This window comes from Psychromonas aquimarina ATCC BAA-1526, from assembly GCF_000428725.1.
GTDB classification, from domain to species: Bacteria; Pseudomonadota; Gammaproteobacteria; order Enterobacterales; family Psychromonadaceae; genus Psychromonas; species Psychromonas aquimarina.
Window position 1 is genome coordinate 77,608 of sequence record NZ_AUAM01000014.1, and the last position, 19,064, is coordinate 96,671.

General features: G+C 41.8%; 22 protein-coding genes. 12 read left to right on the top strand and 10 right to left on the bottom strand.

The window, feature by feature from the left end; genetic code table 11:
- Positions 1 to 3: 3 nt before the first annotated feature.
- A complete protein-coding gene (locus G337_RS0105935) occupies positions 4 to 1,269 on the bottom strand; it encodes a TolC family protein (RefSeq protein ID WP_028863067.1) in 1,266 nt (421 codons plus the stop codon).
- 192 nt (positions 1,270 to 1,461) lie between these two features.
- On the bottom strand, positions 1,462 to 1,839 hold the full coding sequence (locus tag G337_RS0105940) for a hypothetical protein (protein ID WP_028863068.1): 378 nt from the start codon (positions 1,837 to 1,839) through the stop codon (positions 1,462 to 1,464).
- 285 nt (positions 1,840 to 2,124) lie between these two features.
- Here G337_RS0105940 and G337_RS0105945 point away from each other — a divergent pair, with 285 nt between their 5' ends.
- Together G337_RS0105945 and G337_RS0105950 are read left to right on the top strand one after the other, a co-directional pair.
- Positions 2,125 to 3,087 carry a glucosaminidase domain-containing protein gene (locus G337_RS0105945; RefSeq protein ID WP_028863069.1) on the top strand — a complete coding sequence of 321 codons (963 nt, stop codon included), beginning with the start codon at positions 2,125 to 2,127 and terminating at the stop codon, positions 3,085 to 3,087.
- Positions 3,088 to 3,162: 75 nt separating this feature from the next.
- Positions 3,163 to 3,633 carry a YcxB family protein gene (locus G337_RS0105950; protein ID WP_028863070.1) on the top strand — a complete coding sequence of 157 codons (471 nt, stop codon included), beginning with the start codon at positions 3,163 to 3,165 and terminating at the stop codon, positions 3,631 to 3,633.
- A 70-nt stretch (positions 3,634 to 3,703) separates the two neighbouring features.
- Here the strand turns inward: G337_RS0105950 and G337_RS0105955 are convergent, their stop codons facing one another.
- The 5 genes from G337_RS0105955 to G337_RS0105975 are packed head-to-tail and all read right to left on the bottom strand — an operon-like array spanning position 3,704 to position 6,406.
- A complete protein-coding gene (locus G337_RS0105955) occupies positions 3,704 to 4,024 on the bottom strand; it encodes a YqfO family protein (RefSeq protein WP_028863071.1) in 321 nt (106 codons plus the stop codon).
- 1 nt (position 4,025) lies between these two features.
- On the bottom strand, positions 4,026 to 4,421 hold the full coding sequence (locus G337_RS0105960) for a hypothetical protein (RefSeq protein ID WP_028863072.1): 396 nt from the start codon (positions 4,419 to 4,421) through the stop codon (positions 4,026 to 4,028).
- Between the two features lie 14 nt (positions 4,422 to 4,435).
- On the bottom strand, positions 4,436 to 5,224 hold the full coding sequence (locus G337_RS27595) for a hypothetical protein (RefSeq protein ID WP_028863073.1): 789 nt from the start codon (positions 5,222 to 5,224) through the stop codon (positions 4,436 to 4,438).
- On the bottom strand, positions 5,217 to 6,041 hold the full coding sequence (gene truC, locus G337_RS0105970; RefSeq protein ID WP_084605295.1) for a tRNA pseudouridine(65) synthase TruC: 825 nt from the start codon (positions 6,039 to 6,041) through the stop codon (positions 5,217 to 5,219). Before truC ends, G337_RS27595 begins: the two co-directional genes overlap by 8 nt.
- Before the next feature lie 17 nt (positions 6,042 to 6,058).
- Entirely contained in the window at positions 6,059 to 6,406 is a 348-nt protein-coding gene (locus G337_RS0105975) for a YqcC family protein (RefSeq protein WP_028863075.1), read from the bottom strand.
- A 100-nt stretch (positions 6,407 to 6,506) separates the two neighbouring features.
- On the opposite strand from G337_RS0105975, the gene G337_RS0105980 reads away from it, so the two are divergent.
- The 6 genes from G337_RS0105980 to G337_RS0106005 all read left to right on the top strand — a co-directional run bounded on the left by G337_RS0105980 (position 6,507) and on the right by G337_RS0106005 (position 10,046).
- Complete coding sequence (locus tag G337_RS0105980) at positions 6,507 to 7,550, top strand: DUF3549 family protein (protein WP_037027126.1); 1,044 nt, start codon at positions 6,507 to 6,509, stop codon at positions 7,548 to 7,550.
- 10 nt (positions 7,551 to 7,560) lie between these two features.
- A complete protein-coding gene (locus G337_RS0105985) occupies positions 7,561 to 7,875 on the top strand; it encodes a DUF3301 domain-containing protein (RefSeq protein ID WP_037027127.1) in 315 nt (104 codons plus the stop codon).
- 27 nt (positions 7,876 to 7,902) lie between these two features.
- Complete coding sequence (locus tag G337_RS0105990; protein ID WP_245597635.1) at positions 7,903 to 8,238, top strand: hypothetical protein; 336 nt, start codon at positions 7,903 to 7,905, stop codon at positions 8,236 to 8,238.
- A gap of 2 nt (positions 8,239 to 8,240) precedes the next feature.
- Positions 8,241 to 9,017: a Zn-ribbon-containing protein gene (locus G337_RS0105995; RefSeq protein ID WP_028863079.1), complete on the top strand. Its 777-nt coding sequence runs from the start codon at positions 8,241 to 8,243 to the stop codon at positions 9,015 to 9,017.
- Positions 9,018 to 9,067: 50 nt separating this feature from the next.
- A complete protein-coding gene (locus G337_RS0106000; protein WP_028863080.1) occupies positions 9,068 to 9,562 on the top strand; it encodes a CreA family protein in 495 nt (164 codons plus the stop codon).
- Between the two features lie 226 nt (positions 9,563 to 9,788).
- On the top strand, positions 9,789 to 10,046 hold the full coding sequence (locus G337_RS0106005) for an HP1242/YdcH family protein (RefSeq protein WP_028863081.1): 258 nt from the start codon (positions 9,789 to 9,791) through the stop codon (positions 10,044 to 10,046).
- Positions 10,047 to 10,117: 71 nt separating this feature from the next.
- Here the strand turns inward: G337_RS0106005 and G337_RS0106010 are convergent, their stop codons facing one another.
- Positions 10,118 to 11,686: a GGDEF domain-containing protein gene (locus tag G337_RS0106010; RefSeq protein WP_084605296.1), complete on the bottom strand. Its 1,569-nt coding sequence runs from the start codon at positions 11,684 to 11,686 to the stop codon at positions 10,118 to 10,120.
- Positions 11,687 to 12,247: 561 nt separating this feature from the next.
- Between G337_RS0106010 and G337_RS0106015 the strand changes: the two genes are divergently transcribed.
- Positions 12,248 to 13,213 (top strand): TerC family protein, encoded by a 966-nt coding sequence (locus G337_RS0106015; RefSeq protein ID WP_028863083.1) that lies wholly within the window; start codon positions 12,248 to 12,250, stop codon positions 13,211 to 13,213.
- An 86-nt stretch (positions 13,214 to 13,299) separates the two neighbouring features.
- Here the strand turns inward: G337_RS0106015 and G337_RS27600 are convergent, their stop codons facing one another.
- Positions 13,300 to 14,178, bottom strand: coding sequence for a cupin domain-containing protein (locus tag G337_RS27600; protein WP_028863084.1), 879 nt, complete (start codon positions 14,176 to 14,178; stop codon positions 13,300 to 13,302).
- A 33-nt stretch (positions 14,179 to 14,211) separates the two neighbouring features.
- On the bottom strand, positions 14,212 to 14,568 hold the full coding sequence (locus tag G337_RS0106025) for a DsrE/DsrF/TusD sulfur relay family protein (protein WP_028863085.1): 357 nt from the start codon (positions 14,566 to 14,568) through the stop codon (positions 14,212 to 14,214).
- 316 nt (positions 14,569 to 14,884) lie between these two features.
- Here G337_RS0106025 and glpA point away from each other — a divergent pair, with 316 nt between their 5' ends.
- From glpA to glpC, 3 genes are read left to right on the top strand one after another with little or no spacing between them, the layout of a single operon-like run.
- Positions 14,885 to 16,537, top strand: a complete 1,653-nt coding sequence (glpA, locus tag G337_RS0106030; protein WP_028863086.1) for an anaerobic glycerol-3-phosphate dehydrogenase subunit A — start codon at positions 14,885 to 14,887, stop codon at positions 16,535 to 16,537.
- Positions 16,527 to 17,837 carry a glycerol-3-phosphate dehydrogenase subunit GlpB gene (gene glpB / locus G337_RS0106035; protein WP_028863087.1) on the top strand — a complete coding sequence of 437 codons (1,311 nt, stop codon included), beginning with the start codon at positions 16,527 to 16,529 and terminating at the stop codon, positions 17,835 to 17,837. Before glpA ends, glpB begins: the two co-directional genes overlap by 11 nt.
- Positions 17,834 to 19,042: an anaerobic glycerol-3-phosphate dehydrogenase subunit GlpC gene (gene glpC / locus G337_RS0106040; protein WP_028863088.1), complete on the top strand. Its 1,209-nt coding sequence runs from the start codon at positions 17,834 to 17,836 to the stop codon at positions 19,040 to 19,042. Before glpB ends, glpC begins: the two co-directional genes overlap by 4 nt.
- Positions 19,043 to 19,064 lie beyond the last annotated feature (22 nt).

Below are 19,064 nucleotides of genomic sequence, written 5' to 3' on the forward strand. Positions count from 1 at the left end.
CTGTTAAAGTGCCTGAAAATAACGAATCTGAGAAAGGCTTTTAAGTCCGTCAAAATACAACTGCTGATATTCAATACTGAGGTTCTGCTCATTGATATAAGCTTGAATAACTTCTTTGAAAGGACGGGTATTAGACTGATAACTCTGCTCTAAGAGTCTGCTCTGCAGCTTAGCCTGCTTAAGCAGAGTCTCTTTGTAGCGAAGCTGGCGGGCGGCAAGCTGCTGATAGTTGATAATCTGGGCATCTAACAAAGCATTAAGCTGACGTAATAACAAACGGTGTTCAGCTTGTTTCTGCCCTTTAATCTGCTGTGCAGAAATCATTTTCTGATCCTGACGTTTATCAGTAAACAACGGGATATCCATGGACACAAAACCACTAAGCAGATCCGGTCTCGCCATGCCGTCGTCCATTTCACTTAAGCGGTGACCGTAACCCACCTCTACTTTAAAGCTGGGTTTATAATCCTGCTCGGCAAGCTTTATGTTATTATCAGCAACTAAAATATTCTGCGCTAACATTTTGACCTGCGGATGACTGCTTAACAGCTGGTAATGCTGCTCAGCACCTTTGCCTGCTTCAATATAAGCCAGGGTATCCCTCCACTCGGGAATGTCGGCAGCTAAACGACCATAAGCATTCTGGCCAATCCACTCGCTTAACAGAGTGCGGTAATTTAGTGACTGCTGAGTTAACAGAGCTGATTTTTCGTCATATCTGCTCAGTTCAATTTCAGCCGCAATCAAGTCTTCATTATCAGCTAGACCTAATGAAAACTGTGACTGCAGGTCGTTATAAAAGCCGCTGAACAGCTTTTTATTTTCTGCGACCAGTTCCTTGGATTTTTCCACAAACAGTATGCTGAACCATAACTCACGTACTGTTTTTTTAACCGTCAACTGACGATCGACAGCGGCATAAACTGCTGTTTCTGACTGCTGATTAAATCCCTTCCGGGCAAGCTCCAGCTGTGAACCGCGGCTGAACTGCTGCGATAAACCGACACTTAGCTGGGTCATGGGATCCTGATCTAACTGAAAACTATCAGTCGGGATATTTGCCATTCCCAGCTTTATCATAGGATCCGCCAGGGTAGAAGCACTCACTCCCTGTGCTCTTAGCGCGCTCTGCTGCGCCTGATATATTTTCTGCGCAGGGTCGGAATTAACCGCCATATGCTCGGCTTCGCTTAATAAAAACCCCTGCGCAGCCAGCTTAAAACTAAGCAGCAGGGTCAGGCTTAAAAAGAAATATTTTCTGACATTCATATTCACTTTCCTTTTTTTACTGCTCCCTTTAAAAACTTAACAAGTTGATTTTTAAAATAAAAAACCAGCCGCTTGCAGTTTTAAATAAAGGCAGTTAAGTAAAAATTAATTAATTTGTTTTTTTGATAAATAGGCTGGTAGAAACACTACAAATCAATATTCCGGGTCAGTTCAAAACTGACCAAAAAACAATTAACTTAGAAAGGGAGGGCGATATAAGGATTCGGGGAAATAATAAGGGGCTTCATTAACAGCAGCTGGATAAGCCAATATAAACTGCGCTTGAGTAACTAAATGATTATCTTCAACAAAGTGCAGCATAAAACCGCCGCTCATTAAATTACAATCATTCTGACAGTCCATCGTATGGGCCATTAGTTCAGCAGCACAATCGCCAGCATGATCCATCTGCTCTGGGCCGGTAGAAGGCATACTGTCGGACATAGACGGCATAGGACAATCAGCAGTCATCACCATATTACTCTGCATTACAAAAGCAGACGCCGTCACTTTCTGAGTGAAAGTTAACAGTGTGCTGAGTATCAGTATTAAAGTAATAAAACGGTTCATATTTAACCAGGCAGCTTATTGAATAAATCCATTGTAGAGGCTTACCTAAGGGTAAGGTCAACAGCTGCACCACGATTAAGCAACATTTTATTACTGCAGATAAAAAGCTGTATTTTCAGTACGTTAAGATAGTAAAAACAAATACTGAAAAGTCGTTAAGGATAATAATGCATATTAACTAAATTCTGCTAAACTGCCTGTTTTTAAAACAAGCAGTAAACGAACAATATGGTCGCTTAAGGAACCAGCAGCTTACGACTATTTTAATCCTTAGGAAATTACACAATGATAAAAGCTATTTACCGCACTACGGCATCGTTACTGGTCAGCACCTCCCTGCTGCTGGGCGGCTGTATTGAACATACAGAAAAAGAAAAGGAAACTGAGACAACAACAGAAACTACGGCGGCCCCGAAAAAGAGCCAGGTAATAACTAAGCCGCTTGAAGTTTCCGTCAACTCACTTGCTGAATTAAACGCCCTGTTTGACAAGTACCAGTACAGCAGTCAGAACTGGTTAGCAGACAGCCGGAACATTCCGCGTTTAACTTTTTCCGGTATCAGTAAAAAATGGCAGACGCAGTCTCATAAACTTGCCGTCAACACTAAAAAAACCGTGTTTTTCCGTTTAATGACACCATTGATACTGCTCTCTAATGAAAAAATACTTAAGGAACGTGAAACAGCAGCAGACAGCGCGTTAGACTCGCCTGAATTAATCAAGCTTGCCCTGAAATACCGTATTATCAAAGACAGTAAAACAGCCTTAGATGAAACCTTACGTGAATCTCTTCTGCAGCGTGTTGATATTCTGCCGCCTTCCTTAGCACTGGCACAGGCAGCAGAGGAAAGCGGCTGGGCAACATCGCGTTTTGCCCTTGAGGGAAATGCCTTTTTCGGTCAGTGGGATTTCAGCGGTAAGGGTATGAAACCCAAAGCACAGCGTAAAGAGCTGGGAAATTACGGTGTGGCGCGTTTTGACAGCCCCCTTGATTCGGTAGAAGCTTATATGCTTAACCTTAACAGCGGCAGTGCTTATCAGCCGCTGCGTATTTTACGGGCAGAATTACGCGCCGGAGATCAGAAAATCAGCGGTTATAAACTGGCGGCAACGCTGGATAAATACTCAGAGCGCGGTCAGGCTTATGCGCAGGGATTACAGAAAATGATCAGTTATAATGAACTGGCAGAGGTAGACCAGGCTTCTCTTGCTGATAATCAGCTAGTGCATATCACCAGCAGTGACTAACTAATTTAACGGCAGTACAAGCGGTATTAGTCATAATGCTGCTTTTATTTTATCCCAAATATTAAGGCATGCTTTATGCAGTTTGAATCTGAATTTACACTCAACCGCCAGCACTTCGAAGAGTGTTTTGATCAGTCATTACCCTTTACAAAAAATAAAACGCCAAGATACAAGTTTATCGCCGCTTTACTTCTCGGCGGCCTGCTTATTATCACTTTTACACAGGAGCAGAAAACCTTAGGTTTCTTTTTGCTGGCATTAGCAGGCTTAGAATATTTCAGCTTTCGCTACCGGCGCGCCTGGTGGTTAACCAGACAGATGTGGAGTAAAAACTCAGGTAATACCATCAAGCTGAATATTGATGATCAGGGAGTGAAAATACACAGCTTACATAACAATACGCAGCTGCAGTGGTCAGAAGTCACTAAGGTCGATGAAACCCCTAAAGGACTGATGCTGACCTTAGAAAACGGCAGCTTTAACTACCTCTCTAAAACGGCGCTCAATGAACAGGTGATCAAATTTATTCTGCAGCAGAATAAATAAAACTACAGAGGATTATATCGGGCACCTTAAAAATTAAACGCTTTTAAGATACCCTGCTCATAATAAGTGCTTAGAAATCCTCTATGGTTTTCATTTCAAAAACGCTATAGGCCGCTGTCTCATAGGGATGGCTGCTAATTAAAGCTGTCAGTACTGCTTTGATAAGCTTTTTCTCACAAACCATCTCCACTTTATACTCTTCAACAGACTGCAGCTGATTAACAGAGCCGATAAAGGGGCTGCTTGCTGCAAGCGGACGAAACTGTCCGCTGCCCGGAGTCTGCCAGCAGCACTGTTCATATTCGCCAATTCGCCCGGCTCCGGCATTAAACAGCGCAGATTTAACCTTCTCAACGTACTCGCCGGGTACATAAAAGACCAGTTGATACATTTTATCTTCCTCTTTTGTGCAGATATAAAAGTACGGGCAGCAGCACCACACAGGTGGTCAGCATATCCGCGACACTATGATAATCAAGCAGCCGCATCAGGTAAAAATAGATGCATAATGACAACGGTGCCAGCAGCCGCAGTTTTCGATTCTTCATACTGAGATCTATAACAAACACTAATGCCAGTGCGCTATGGGTACTATAATCCATTGCTAATGCCGGCCAGATTTGTAAGCTGTTATCCACAAACATCAGACCATAAACAAGGGTTAAAGAGAGCAGTAATATAATAAAACGCAGGCGCCGTTTTACCTGAGGCTCTTTCTGCCAGTAATACAGATAAGCAAGCACCAGAAGCGGTGTATATAAATCAGCAATAACAGGCAGAAATGTCACTATTCTGCAGCCGCTTAAGGACGGGCTCTGCTGTAGTCAACAGTATGATCACAGCTTCCCTCGGACTCGCAGTCATTAATACCGTCCCGGTTTTTATCCCAGCTGGAGTGCATACGTTTTACCTGTTTAAATTCAGCTTGACCGCCGGCTGGTGATAGATTTAACAGCAACAGAGTTTTTTCAGCCTTCTCTGTCGGGTAATCGGCAGTGGACTGCCCTTGAGCATGGGTTAAATAATCAACACGGATTTCATTATCGAGCAGATTAATACTCTCTTCACGAATACGGTTTCCCAGCAGTACTGAATCTAAATGGCTGCTTTGTTTAGTAACAGAATCATAGGAAAACAGACCGACATAAACAAAAACGCCGCTGCCGGCAGTATTAACCACAAAAGGGGCTGCAAAATGAATAAGACCCGTTTCTGCTTCAGTCAGCAGCGCCATTTTAGACATATTCAGGTAAAGGGAGCCGCGGTCATAAAGCGCCTCTTTACCATCAGCCGCTTCCTGTAAAACTTCCTGGTAGTGACCGCGCAGATAGAAGGTATTATCAATCTGCTCCTGTTTATCTAAAACCACCTGCTTATCTGTTTCCGGATAATTCATAGCAATAGGATAACCGGCAGACAGGTTTTCATAAATCATCTGAGTAACAGTCTGTTCACAGCTTTGTTCAGACTCATTCCAGACACCGGCAATTTTTTTACACTCTTCAGGCGAGTTAATTTTACTGTTCAGAAAATAGATCCCTCCAAATACAACAAACACCACAAAAATAATCTGATTAATTCTTTTATGCATTTTCACTATCCCGGTTTAATTTTATTTTGGCTAACAGGTTCTTAAATTCATCATCTAAGGGCGCATTAACTGTTATTAATTGATCTGTTTTAGGGTGCTTAAAGGATAAAAACTCAGCGTGCAGCAGTAAACGATGACTGGTAAATTTTTCACGGAACATGGCGTTATGTTTGCCGTCGCCATGTGACGTATCCCCGACAATGGGGTGACGAAGGTGTGCCATATGACGGCGCAGCTGATGTTTACGTCCTGTTTTCGGAGTCAGCGACATCAGGCTGTAACGAGATGAATCATAGGGTCTGACTGCAATCGGCAGCTCGGTCTGCGCCAGGCAGCGGTATTCAGTGAATGCCTGCTGCGCCGGTTTATCAACAGCCGCTTTTTTATCCGCAATTTTATCGAGAATTTCTTTCAGCGCATAATCCAGCTCTCCGTCTCCTAAGTGTCCGCGCACCACGGCTAAATAAGATTTTTCCATGCTGTGTTGAGCAAACTGATGCATCATATTACGCGCACTTTCTTTATCAAGCGCAAACAATAAAACCCCGGAGGTCGGCCGATCTAAACGGTGCACCGGAAAGACATATTGACCGATCTGATTTCGTACTTTCTGCAGCGCAAACTCTGTGGCATGACTGTCTAACCAGCTGCGGTGTACCAGAAGCCCTGAAGGTTTATTAACGGCAACCAGATATTCATCCTGATATAAAATATCCAGATCCGGGCTGCTTCTCTCAATATTAAGATCCTGATCTTCAAGCGCCTCATCGAAAAGCAGATCCTGGTTTTCAAGCAGATTATTTTCTATATCACTCATTCTTTTTCGCTTAAATTTCAATTATTGTCATTAAAAAGACTGTCGATAGAGGCAATGATCTTCTCTATTTCGGTGCTGTTAACGGGCAGAGGTTTAAAATATTCTTCGGCCATTGCTGACAGCGACAACCTCTCCGGCAGCGCCCCTGAAAACTGTAAAATCTTCCCCATTTTTACAATAAATATAAACTGCAGCCACTGCACAAAACTGAGTTTATCAATGGAAAAAGGCTCAGTGCTGTTAAGCGCATCGGCATCGGGTTTCGTTTCCTGCCATAAATTCTGACGGCGTAATTCACTTTCCAGCTGCTTTAAAAGCTCAAGTAAAAGGCGGCGCTTTTTTAATTCACTATCTCTATCTGTCATATCTGTTACTTAGCAAAATTATTAAGTGACATAATATACCAGCTAGTTATGCAATGGGGTATAATCATCAGCACGTTATGAACAACAGAATAAAACTATTATGAGCATAAATACCCTTACTGAATTTTTACAAGAATCTAAATGCCAGTTTCGAGTTTATGATTTAGGACGTAAAGTCAGCAGAATATCCAGCAGTGTTTTCAAAAAAATTGCACATAATGAACAGCCCTACCCCTATCCGATACAGCAGCATGCTTATATTGCTCTGACTTTCTGGCAGAACAGCGCACAAAAAGAGCATTTCATCTGGTTTTTAAAGATGCCCTTAGATGAACAGGGGCTGATGAAAATCCCCGCGCAAAGCAGCTTTATAAGAATGGTGGTTGAAGCTATCGGTGAAGACCTAACTGCAGATATCAGCAAAAAACTGCAGGAACGTCTGGCCGGCAACCCCTTTGTATTTAAGCCCGGAGCTGAAAAATTAGCTATTTTTAATGCAGCCGTGAATGCCGCTTTTATCCGCCCGCCCTCCTCTTTTTATCAAGGTGCTGTGCACTACTTTTCAGGCGCGGCAGGCTGGAATAACTGGCAGGAATTAGGCATTCAGGGCATTGCAGATTTAACGGCCCGTTTAAATCATGATAATAACCAGGAGCAGTTAATTAATGCTCTGCCGTTTTTACCGCAGCAGCCTCTGCAGTCATTAGCCTTATGTTTAGAGAATCAGGATCAGATAAGTACCAGCCTGGCAGAAGCACTTTCCCGGCAGGCAGATATCGAGCTGCAGGCGGATCACCAGGACAGTGCTATTTTATTATTACGCGCTTTAGCCAGTGCTCCGGCAGCCGGGATTACTAAAACACTTTTAGAAAAGCAGTTCAGTTCGGAGTTAATTCATAACCCGCACTGGTATGTTGGTATCGCCGGACGATTATGGACCATGCTGGAAGATGAAACACTGCTCAACCGTTTTCTGGAAGCCTTAGCGAATCATCAGCCGTCATTGTTTCCGCAGCTGTTTGCGGATTTAGTCGCTATTCCCTCTCTGCGTGATAAGGTGCTTAAACAATTACGCTTACCAGCGCGTTCACCGGCATTAACAGAAGCTATCGGCGTCCTGTTTTCAGGCATAAAAACAACTTAACGGAAAAATTATGTGGGATCTGCTATTTATTTTATTTTGTGTTGCCGCGGGTACGCTTATCTGGAAACTGCGCCAGCAGTCAGAATACGCGAAAGAGCTGATCACTCAGCACTGTTTTAAGCTGGATCTGCAGTTATTGTCAGTTTCCCGTTCTAATTTTAATTTCAAACTGGGCAGGCACTTTCTGCAGGCTAGTTTTGTATTTGAGTTCAGCAGTGATAACGATAACAGTTACCAGGGGCGGCTGTTATTATCAGGGTTACGTAAACCGCGTTTCGAACTGCCTGTTTATCGTACCTTTGAAGATCCCAATACACTGCATTAATTTTTCATTTTTATACAGGATATCCCTATGATGGACCGTATTATTTTAGTTGCTCAACAGATTGCGAAAGAAGGTAAGGTACCTAATACCGCATTAATCAAATCACGCCTGCCGAAAAATGTACCGCTGCCGGCAATTATTCAGGGCCTGAAACTGTGGAAGGAAAACCCGCAGAAAGAGATAGATACTCCAACAGAGCCGGCCCTGACAGCAGCTGCAGGCGGTGAAGGTTCAACAAGTTTTGATGCTTTACTGGAAATAAAAATAGAGCAGATGATAAGGCCACTGGTCACTGAAATAGCTGATTTAAAAGAGCAGCTTGCAGCCTTAAAAAAACAGATTAAAACAGAAGATAAAGAATAGCCGTGTTTATTAAAGAACTCACTTTTGAGTGTTACCAGAATACTCAATACGCAGCCGTTGAAAGAGCTGTTAACAACTACTTTGATATGCTGCGTTATAACGGACAGATCTTAGGCCGTGAATTTCCAATTGCCATGTTTGAAGGCTGGTTTGTCAGCCGTTTAGTCTGCCCGGAAGAAAACAGCTTAGACGAAGCTTTTAACAGCCCGCAGGTAAAGCATGCTTTAAATCAGTTAACCGAAGCGGGTTTACTGGCCCCTAAAATTAAAACCGTCGCTGAAGACTTAAATTCAATGGAATGCGCCCCTCACTTTCAGCCAGGCTGGCAGGTTTTATACACCACATTTCTGGATACCTGCTCACCACTTCGCTGCGGTGAAACGCTTGCGCCGATCCCGCTGTACCGCACTCCGGAGGCAGTCAGTAACGGCGACCGTAAAAGTGTTCTAAAATGGCAGGAGGAGTGGATAAACTGCGATGAACTGCAGATGAACGGCTCCGCAGTTTCCAGCGCGGCATTAAAAGAGATTGGTGAAGTCGACAGTAAACTCTATTACCGCGGCTACAATCTGTGTAAGCGCATTGAATTTGTAACCAGGGTACCCACTTACTATTACCTTTACCGGGTTGCAGGAAAAAGCCTACAGGAAGAGCAGCAGCGTAAGTGCCCGAGCTGCGGTGGTGAGTGGAAATTAGCTGAACCGTTATTTGATATTTTCGATTTTAAATGTGATAAATGTCAGCTGGTTTCTAACCTGTCCTGGGATTTCAAAAAATAAACGTCAGCCCGTTTTCCGATAACACTTTAATAATTAAAGGAATAAACACCATGTTAAAAAAAATAAAAATATTCGCCGTCCTGCTGGTTGTGCTGGTAGTTGTTTTTTTTGGATTAAGAGGCTGCTCTAAAGATGAAGTCGGTGATGTTTCCCTGGGCATGTTTACCACCAAAGATATTAAAATTGAAAAACTAAACGATCCGGTTGTTTCCGGTGTAACCTGCCATATTTCCAATATTGTTGCAGATCTGGACTTTTCTGATCCCTCAGACTCCTCAATCAGCTGCCGCCAGACAGGTGAAATCACCCCGGCAATGCTGACTCAAATAGACAAGTCTAAAGGCGGTGAATTAGTTTTTAAAAAATCCAAAAGCATTCTCTTTAAGAGTTTGAAAATAAAGCGTATTTTTGACCAGTCAACACAGACGCTTATTTATATCGCTTTCAGCACTAAAGAGCTAAACGGCAGCTTTAAGCACTCGATGTCTACCGTTCCACTATGGGGAACAGAAGCCTACAGCACACCGGTTGTTGAAACTAAATAGAGAGTAAAAAGGAGCTGAGCGCGGCTCCTTTTCAAACATCATTCCGCCACCACCTGCAAAAAACTCCGTTCTCATAAATAAAAAAACATAGACTAGTTTTATTTGTGATCTCTCCTGCTCAAAAAAATTTCACAAGAAGCTCAGCTCGACATAAACGAGTTAATTGTATTTGCTCAAATATATACAATGCTATAGTAAAGTTAACTTTCTTTACTGAGGGATCAATATGTTAAATGAAAATCATGCGCTTATTCTCGACTTTCCTGAACTAAAAATGGACATAGTTCATCTCAACCATGACAGTCCGGTATTTAAAGAAAAATCACAGCAGTACCACCAGCTCGATTATGATATTCGCCAGCTTGAAATCGCCGGAAGCCCCACCAATGATGAACATATGAATCAGCTGAAAATAAAAAGAGCGCAGTTAAAAGATTTATTATATCTGCAGTTAAAAGAGCATCACGGCAGCTCAAGCGAGTGAATATTTACAGTTTCACAGCGCTTAACAAAATTTAAACGCCTTTCCTTCATTATATCTGCAGTGATTATTAATCAATAATCACTGCAGAATGACGATTCTTTTTTACTCTTTTTACATGCATACATTTTTTGATCTGCTTCTTTGATCAGCTCATCAATAGATAAATTGTTGGCAGTGGAAATTTCAGCTAAGCCGTAACTAAATTCAATATTTCTTTCACTGATAAGGTGGGGGGTTATTCTCTTCTCTATTATTTCCCGAGCTTGTTTTTCATTACTGGGATTAAATATTATCAGAAATTCATCTCCACCTATTCTACAAAAATAATCTTCTTTCCTTAAATGACACCTAGTCAATGAGACAAAATCTGCCAGATATTTATCACCAATATGGTGGCCAAGGCGGTCATTTATCATCTTCAAATTATCTAAATCAATAAATGCTATGGTCATTTTATTCGCGGACCGTTTTATCTTGCACAGCTCTACCTCTAAAAACATATAAGCGCCGCGGCGATTAAAACATCCCGTCAGTTCATCGGTAATAATCTGCCTTTCGAGTTTATCTTCCAGCTTTTTTCTTTCGGATATTTCTGCATGTAAATTTAAATTAATCGCTTTTAAGTCTTTGGTTTTTTCATCCACTTTTTCTTCTAAGCTGTGATATAAACCGCTAAGCTGCTCTATCATTAAATTGAAATATCTGCCCAGCTCTCCAATTTCATCTTTTGAATCAAAGCCTTTAATTTCGCTTAACTCTTTACTTTCATATATCTCTTTAGTTTTATTACGCAGATTTTCAATTGGATTTATTATCTGCTTTCTTACAAAGAGCACCAGCGAATAGAGTACCAGTACAAAGATCCCTAATATTATTTTTACTTCCAAGTTAATGCTAGCGATTGTCTGTTCAATAAATTTTTCCTGCTCAAATTGAAATGCATTTATTTCTTTATCTGTGATCTGCAGATAAGTGTTATATTCCAGCATTTTTTGATTCAGAGTTTTATCGAAGAGATTAATTTCTAAAAGTAGAAATTTAATTCTTTCACTTGTCACTCGGTATCTATCAATTTTCTTAATTAATTCTTTATCTGTAACAGCGGCTTTCAAGTTGGTGATTATTTCAATCCAGTAATTAAAATGTTCTAAATCTTGGTACTGAAATATTGCCTCTTTACTTTTATAGCTCAGTTCTCCAAACAGTTTTATCTGATGAAGATTTTGCTCTTTATATATTTCATCTCTAATAAGATGTCTGCTGTTTTTTTCATTTTTATAAATAGCGTTAAATTCATTCAATGTTTCTAACTTCAGATAATGTGCCTTTAATATCTGCTGCTCTAAATCCAACATATCAAAAGAGGAATATCGCGGCTCAAACTTTGAGTTTTTTGCAGTGAGCCTATTTTTTTCAAGTCGGTTTTCAGGTTTTTCTAACTCTGAAAATGACTCAATCATTAGAATTCTTCTGATTTGATCTCTGCGTTTGTAAATATTGTCGATCACTTTTTCATTCTCAGAAACTTCTGAATAAGCACTTTTCAGTTTACTCATGCTGAAAGTTAAGCTTATTAAAATTCCTGATATAGATATTAAAAAGAAGGCAGCGGACACACTAAACTTATACTTTATCTTCATCTCTTTTATCTTCTGTTTTTATTAAATTAAAATTGTTTAGTGTATTAGACTTTCTAATTCTCTTATTTTGATAGATTTTATTCGCTGATTATTATCCCGAATAATATTCGCTAAATGTATCGGCTGCAGAGCCTAAAAGCTTAAAAGCTTAAAAGCTTAAAAGCTTAAAAAAAACATGATAATACTGAAAAAGACTTAATTTAACAATTAGTTGTCACAAAACCACCCCAAAAACATAAATTACAATTAATTTTAAAAATTGAATATTATTTGCTGACAAGCACCTGAGTCACTCATTTATCAATTACAATTTAACAGTAAAAAACAGCGCTAGATTATTAATATTAATAGGAATAACATTCGCGTGTTTGGGGAGTAGTCACCAATTTGTCTGTCGTCATCACGAAGCCCCATGCTTCCGGCAGCCGAGAGCCGCGTTATTAATATGATAAACGCACTCTGACGAGACCAACGCCATTACTGCATCTTAGGGTGTGTTATTGTAATGCGCGGATGGTCACGATTAATCCCCCCTTCCGCGCTTTTTAGGAGGGAAAAGAAATGAGCCTGTTTAGCTATGAAGGTTTTGCCGTTTTAACCGTATTAATGCTGGCTGTGGATTTATACCAGACCCGCGGCGGCACAGTCACCATCAAAAAAGCCGCACTATTGAGCCTGTTCTGGGTGTCACTCGCCTTAATCTTCAATGTTATTATCTACCTGTACTGGCCTTTAATGGCACCGCAAAGCAGCTATTCCAGCAGCCAGGCTGCAGTGGCCTTTTTAACCGGCTACCTGCTGGAAAAATCACTTAGCGTAGATAATTTATTTGTCTTTGCACTGATTTTCAGTCAGTTTGCTGTGCCTGAACATTTACGCCCGCGAGTACTGATGCTCGGTGTTGTTGGAGCGCTGATTCTGCGCGCTGTGATGATTGCAGTCGGCGCGCAGCTGCTGGCTGAATTCCATTGGGTTCTGTACATTTTTGCCGCCTTTTTACTTTATACCGGCTTTAAATTATGGAAAGAAGATGAGCACAAGAGTGAAGATTTTTCGGAATCTCTGCCGGTACGTTTAGTTCGAAAATGTTTTCGCGTAAGTGACCACTACCAGGGTTCCAGTATATTGATTAAAGACAATAAGGGCTGGCTGGCAACACCGCTGATGATTGTCGTGACTGTGATTGCCCTGACAGATGTTATGTTTGCGCTAGATTCTATTCCAGCCATTTTCGCGGTCACTAAAGAGCCGTTTATCGTACTTAGCGCAAACGTCTTTGCGCTGCTTGGTTTACGCTCTTTATATTTCGTACTGCAGGGGTTATTAACACGTTTCTGCTACCTGCGGGCGGCTCTGGCATTTATTCTCAGTTTTATCGGCATTAAAATGCTCCTGATTGAAACACCATGGGCAATTCCGACATTAATCTCTCTGCTGGTTATTGCAGTATCACTCACCACCGCTGTTACAGCATCGCTATGGAAAACTAGAGATAAAACAACAGATTTATCGACATTAACAAAATAAAACAGTTTTTATAAATCAGAACTGATATTACAAGGGCAGCCCGGGCTGCCCTTGTAATTCCTTAACTGAAAAACTGCGAAGTTATCTTAATCAGCAAACCCTTCCGGCATATTTTTATGCTCTCCGTTAACTGACATCTTATTAATAATTTCAGCTCTGTCGGGATACAGTTCCAGCAGTTCAGAAGCCAGCCCCGCTTCAAAGCAGGTTCCGGTAAACCCGGGAGCCATGGTACAGCCGAACAGTGCATAACGGCCGCCTTCATTAAGGCAGCCGGCCTGCCAGACACCTGCCGGAATAACATATTGAACATGCTGCCCCTGTAGAATATCCAGCCCCATAATTATCTCTTCAGTCCGCCCGTCTGCATAAAACAGATAAAGTGTAAAAGGGTCGCCGCCGTATACATGCCAGATCTCGTCATAATCCAGCTTATGGAAACACGACAGACTTTCCGGCTCATTAGCATAAAGCCCGATCATCGCAGTTCCAGAAGGTCCCTGCTCAGCAGCTGCGGCTTCTCCTCTCCAGGTGCTTTTGAACAGCGTTCCTTCAACGGGCAGTCTGGCAAAACGATAATGACGCAGCACAGCGGCAGTATCAGGATGTACTGGTTTGTGGTTAAAACGATTTAAGTCAATAACATCAATAACCGCATCTCTGTTTAAAGGACCGTATAAATGCGGAAACAGCTGCTGTTTAGGAAAATCATCGGGTAAGCTGCCGCTGGGGGCTTCAAAACGAAGTTCAGAATGCAGCAGACTGACATCAACAACCAACAGTTTAAGATCCGTTTGATTCGGATAAAAAGCTTCCACTACCGCATCAACCTGACTGCAGCTGCAGAAATGAATAAATCCCTCGGTGTTTAAGCTCGGATCACTATACAGCGTTTCCTGAAGAATGCCGGCAAGCTGATTTTCTGAAGCGATATAAAAAATACAAGTTTCTACTGACTGGTGCATATTATTTCCTAAGTGTTTTTTACCTAAAGCGCTTTAAAATGTCAGCACTTTCTGTGCATCTAATGTCCACTGTGATAAATCAATTAAAGTACCGATCCGGATACCTTCAATCAGGCTCTGCTCTGTTACCCCGCGATCTTGGCAGCAGGTTCTGCACAGCTTAATATCGACTCCCTGTGCCAGCAGTATCTCCAGCATCTGCTCAATATTATAGCCCTCCGAAGGACGCTGATTATGCAGCGCGGCAGTCACCGCATCGGACATTAAAAAGAGCTTAAGTCTCACATTTTCTTCATGCTGTTCTTTGATATTTAATGCCAGACGCAGCGCATTGAATGTTTTCTCTGAACCATAGGGTCCATTATTTAAGATAAAAAGTAAGGTCTGCATAAATTATTACGCTCACTATTAATAGAATAATCAAGGATATACCCGTCATATTAACTCAAAATAAAAACTGTTCGTCTTGTCTTATCTCAAAAAAATAAAATAGACTTTAATAAAAAGAAATTATGCAGTGCCTTAAAAGAATAACAGAAGGCAGTAAATCTCCCCACACAGCTCTCGTACTCCAAACAACCATAAACAGCTCGATAAACAAGCAAACGAAAGCGCGAACGAGCATTTGCGATATAGATCACTTAATAAATTATTTTTGTTAGCCATAATCATAACCAGTTAATTGGGCTGACTAATTGGATGAATTATGGGACATATAAGCCGTTATGAAACAGAAGTTTTAATTATCGGTGGCGGTGCTACTGGTACAAGTATCATGCGCGATTGCGCATTACGCGGCATTAAATGTATGCTGCTTGATAAAAATGATATTGCATCGGGGACAACAGGGCGAAATCACGGCCTGCTGCATTCTGGTGCACGTTATGCAGTCACTGATTCTGAGTCAGCCCATGAATGTATTCAAGAAAATAAAATTCTCAAAAAAATAGCCAGTCATTGTGTGGATAAGACCGATGGACTGTTTATCACCCTGCCTGAAGATGACCTTAGCTTTCAAAGTACCTTTATTCATGCATGCAGCAGTGTGGGTATCGACACACAAAAGCTCACACCAGAGGAAGCACTCAAGTTAGAGCCTAATGTAAATCCCAGTTTATTAGGCGCAGTCAAAGTCCCCGACGGAACATTAGATCCTTTTCGTTTATGCGCATCAAATGTATTAGATGCTAAAAAATACGGCGCGCAGATTTTTACCTACTCAGTTGTGCAGTCATTTATCCGGGCCGGTGAACGTATTATCGGCGCATCCTGCTTAAATGTTCGAACTAATGAAAAATTTGAAATATTTGCACATGAAGTCATTAATGCCGCCGGTATCTGGGGAAAAAATATCTGTCAGTATGCAGATCTGGATGTACAGATGTTCCCTGCCAAAGGCTCGCTGCTGGTGCTGGAGCACCGCATTAATGAACTTGTCATTAACCGCTGCCGCAAACCTGCTGATGCCGACATTTTAGTGCCCGGAGATTCGATTTCATTAATTGGAACAACCTCGGAAGAGATCGACTACAGCGAAATAGACTCGCTGCGGGTCACAGATCAAGAGGTCAATATATTAATCGCAGAAGGTGCAAAATTAGCACCGATCTTAGAAAAAACCCGAATTTTACGTGCTTATGCCGGTGTCCGTCCTTTAGTTGATGTCAGCGGCGGCAACGGCCGTAATATCAGCCGCGGCATTGTTTTACTGGATCATGCACAACGTGACGGGTTAACCGGGCTGACCAGTATTCTCGGCGGAAAACTGATGACCTGCCGCTTGATGGCGGAAATGACCACAGATGTGGTGGCAAAAAAACTAGGTAACAACTCCCCCTGTACCACTCACCTGCAGCCGCTGCCGGGTTCCGTTGAAACAGCAGATAAACAGCCTCAGAAAAAAACCGCGTTAACCTCTAAAGCAGCCGCCTATCGTCACGGCGAAAAGGCGGTGCAGTTATTCGATCAAAGTGCCAAGGGAAAATCCATTGTCTGTGAATGTGAAATGGTTTCCGTAGGCGAAATTGAATATGCCATCAAAAAGCTGGATGTGACTAATCTGGTAGATCTAAGAAGACGCACACGACTAGGTATGGGCTCATGTCAGGGTGAGCTGTGCACCTACCGCGCTTCCGGACTGTTTTGTGAATATGGTCAATGCAGCGGCCATGATTCGAGCAAACTGCTGATCCATTTTTTAGAGGAAAGATGGAAAGGCATCAAACCAGTTTTATTTGATGACGCACTTAGAGAAGCCGAGTTCACTTACTGGATATATGAAGGACTGTTCGGCGCGGCCGATGTCACTCTTCTCGGTACAGCACAAAACGATGAAAAAAAGGAATATTATGAAATTTGACAGCATAATTATCGGCGGCGGTATTGCAGGATACACAGCCGGCCTGCGCTGCCTTGAAGCGGGATTAAAAACAGCAATTATCTCTAACGGCCAAAGTGCCCTGCATTTTTCATCGGGATCCATTGACCTGCTTTCACATACCCCTACGGGAAAAATTATCCGTAATCCTGAAGCTGTCTTTGAAAAATTTGCCCGGGAATTTCCGGAGCACCCCTACAGTAAAGTCGGCAAAGAAATAGTTTTTGAGTCACTTGACTGGTATAAAAAAATATTAGCTTCAGCCGGTATTCCTTTAACACACCAGGAAAATGGTGATAATCATTTCCGTATTACGCCGCTGGGCACATTAAAATCCACCTGGATGTCACAGCCTTATATTTATCAGCTGCCGGTTAGGCTTGAAGAGCATCAAGTACAGCGCATTATTGTTGTGCAGATTGATAATTTTAGAGACTTTAACTCAAAAATGGTGAGCGATAATTTAAGTCAGATCCCTGAGTTTAAAGATATTAAAATAAAAAATGTGTCTGTTTCAATTGACGGGTTTTCCGGATTAAAAAGAAACCCATGTGAATTACGTTCAATTGATATTGCCCGTATTTTAAGTGATGACCATGAAATCAGCTTATTCGCCGAAAAATTAAAAAAAATCGCATCTCCTGATGATATCCTGATTTTACCCGCGATTACCGGCAATGGTGACGGACTGGCAGTACTCAATAAACTGCATCAATTAACCGGCTTAACCATTCACGAAGTGCCGACTATGCCCCCCTCTTTACTGGGCATCCGCCTTGAAGAAGCGATGAGTAGACTGTTTATCAATAACGGCGGCGCGCTGTTAAAAGGTGATCAGGTTACTAAAGGAGACATGGCTGAAGACGGTGACACACTGCGCCTTAAAAGTATCTACACACGTAACTTTAAAGAGATGCCGTTAACCGCGGCTAACTTCATTCTAGCCTCCGGCAGTTTTTTCAGTAAAGGTTTTAAAGCCCATTACAACCAGATTAAAGAGCCCGTTTTTGATTTAGATTTAAATACGATCGAAGAGAGAAAATCATGGCACCAGGAGCAGTTTTTTTCGCAAAAATCTCATCCGTTTTTATCCATAGGCATTAAAACCAATACGGCATTCAATCCGATGCACAAAGGGGTTGTGGTTAATAACCTGTTCTGCACGGGTTCAAGTCTCGCAGGATATGATCCGATAGCCCAGGGGTGCGGCAGCGGTGTTGCCATCAGCACAGGTTATTACTCGGTAAACCAGATGCTTAATAACAGCGGAGTAAACAGATGAATATCGCGCAAAACAGTTTTGAAAAATGCATAAAATGTACTATTTGTACCGTGTACTGCCCCGTTGCTAAAGCCAACCCGCATTATCCCGGCCCCAAAGAGTGCGGCCCTGACGGCGCACGTCTGCGCATAAAAAGTCTGGATTATTACGATCAGGCATTAAAACTGTGTACCAACTGCAAACGCTGTGAAACCGCCTGCCCGTCGAATGTTAATGTCGGCGATATTATCGCCGTTGCCAGAGGCAAGTTTGAAAAGAAAGTTATTAACCCTAAGCTGATGAGAGATTTCATTTTAAGCCGGACGGATCTGTTCGGCACACTGTCAACGCCCTTTGCACCTGTTGTTAATAAAATTACCGACTCACAAATCATTAAAACAGTAATGCATAAAACCATAGGTATTGATAAACATAAAGCGCTGCCGAAATATTCACAGGGTACTTTTAGAAACTGGTTTAAAAAGAATGCCCCGGACCAGGAGCAATACCCGCGTCAAATCAGTTATTTCCACGGCTGTTATGTTAATTATAATGACCCGGATCTGGGTAAAGATCTGCTCAAAGTATTAAATGCAATGAACATCGGACTTAAATTATTAAACAAAGAAAAATGCTGCGGGGTGCCGTTAATTGCTAATGGATTTCACGATAAAGCACGTAAAAATGCGCACTTTAATGTAAAAAATATGACCGAAGCAGTCGAAAAGTTTAATACTCCTATTTTATCGACCTCTTCTACCTGTTCATTTACCTTAAAACAGGAATACCCGCATGTGCTGGATGTGGATAACAGTCAAGTCGTGGATAAAATTGAATATATCACCTCATTTTTACTACGTGAGTTTATGAACGGCAATGCACCGAAACTCAAAGAGATAAATAAAACCATTGTTTACCATACCCCCTGCCATCTAGAGCGAAGCGGTCTGGCAATTTTTACCATTGAACTGCTGCGGGCAGTTCCCGGTTTAAAAGTCATTGTTCTGGACAGCGAATGCTGCGGCCTGGCCGGCACCTATGGTTTTAAAAAAGAAAACTATGATGTGTCCATGAAGATCGGTAAACACCTTTTTGAAACAATCAAAAACTCAGATGCCGATTATGCAATTACCGACTGCGAAACATGTAAGTGGCAGATAGAGGAAAACACTAACTTAAAAACAATTCACCCGATTAACTTAATCGCACAGGGATTAACTGCTTAAGAAAACACTTTTAAAAAACGCG

Bases quoted from the DNA above. Each gene is read 5' to 3' on its own strand.
- G337_RS0106005 (WP_028863081.1), top strand. From the start codon at position 9,789: ATGTTAAATGAAAATCATGCGCTTATTCTCGACTTTCCTGAACTAAAA.
- glpA (WP_028863086.1), top strand. From the start codon at position 14,885: ATGGGACATATAAGCCGTTATGAAACAGAAGTTTTAATTATCGGTGGC.
- G337_RS0105985 (WP_037027127.1), top strand. From the start codon at position 7,561: ATGTGGGATCTGCTATTTATTTTATTTTGTGTTGCCGCGGGTACGCTT.
- G337_RS27600 (WP_028863084.1), bottom strand. From the start codon at position 14,178: ATGCACCAGTCAGTAGAAACTTGTATTTTTTATATCGCTTCAGAAAAT.
- truC (WP_084605295.1), bottom strand. From the start codon at position 6,041: ATGAGTGATATAGAAAATAATCTGCTTGAAAACCAGGATCTGCTTTTC.
- G337_RS0105935 (WP_028863067.1), bottom strand. From the start codon at position 1,269: ATGAATGTCAGAAAATATTTCTTTTTAAGCCTGACCCTGCTGCTTAGT.
- G337_RS0106025 (WP_028863085.1), bottom strand. From the start codon at position 14,568: ATGCAGACCTTACTTTTTATCTTAAATAATGGACCCTATGGTTCAGAG.
- G337_RS0105980 (WP_037027126.1), top strand. From the start codon at position 6,507: ATGAGCATAAATACCCTTACTGAATTTTTACAAGAATCTAAATGCCAG.
- G337_RS0106000 (WP_028863080.1), top strand. From the start codon at position 9,068: ATGTTAAAAAAAATAAAAATATTCGCCGTCCTGCTGGTTGTGCTGGTA.
- G337_RS0105975 (WP_028863075.1), bottom strand. From the start codon at position 6,406: ATGACAGATAGAGATAGTGAATTAAAAAAGCGCCGCCTTTTACTTGAG.
- G337_RS0106010 (WP_084605296.1), bottom strand. From the start codon at position 11,686: ATGAAGATAAAGTATAAGTTTAGTGTGTCCGCTGCCTTCTTTTTAATA.
- G337_RS0105950 (WP_028863070.1), top strand. From the start codon at position 3,163: ATGCAGTTTGAATCTGAATTTACACTCAACCGCCAGCACTTCGAAGAG.
- G337_RS0106015 (WP_028863083.1), top strand. From the start codon at position 12,248: ATGAGCCTGTTTAGCTATGAAGGTTTTGCCGTTTTAACCGTATTAATG.
- glpC (WP_028863088.1), top strand. From the start codon at position 17,834: ATGAATATCGCGCAAAACAGTTTTGAAAAATGCATAAAATGTACTATT.
- G337_RS0105990 (WP_245597635.1), top strand. From the start codon at position 7,903: ATGATGGACCGTATTATTTTAGTTGCTCAACAGATTGCGAAAGAAGGT.
- G337_RS0105945 (WP_028863069.1), top strand. From the start codon at position 2,125: ATGATAAAAGCTATTTACCGCACTACGGCATCGTTACTGGTCAGCACC.
- G337_RS0105955 (WP_028863071.1), bottom strand. From the start codon at position 4,024: ATGTATCAACTGGTCTTTTATGTACCCGGCGAGTACGTTGAGAAGGTT.
- G337_RS27595 (WP_028863073.1), bottom strand. From the start codon at position 5,224: ATGCATAAAAGAATTAATCAGATTATTTTTGTGGTGTTTGTTGTATTT.
- G337_RS0105940 (WP_028863068.1), bottom strand. From the start codon at position 1,839: ATGAACCGTTTTATTACTTTAATACTGATACTCAGCACACTGTTAACT.
- glpB (WP_028863087.1), top strand. From the start codon at position 16,527: ATGAAATTTGACAGCATAATTATCGGCGGCGGTATTGCAGGATACACA.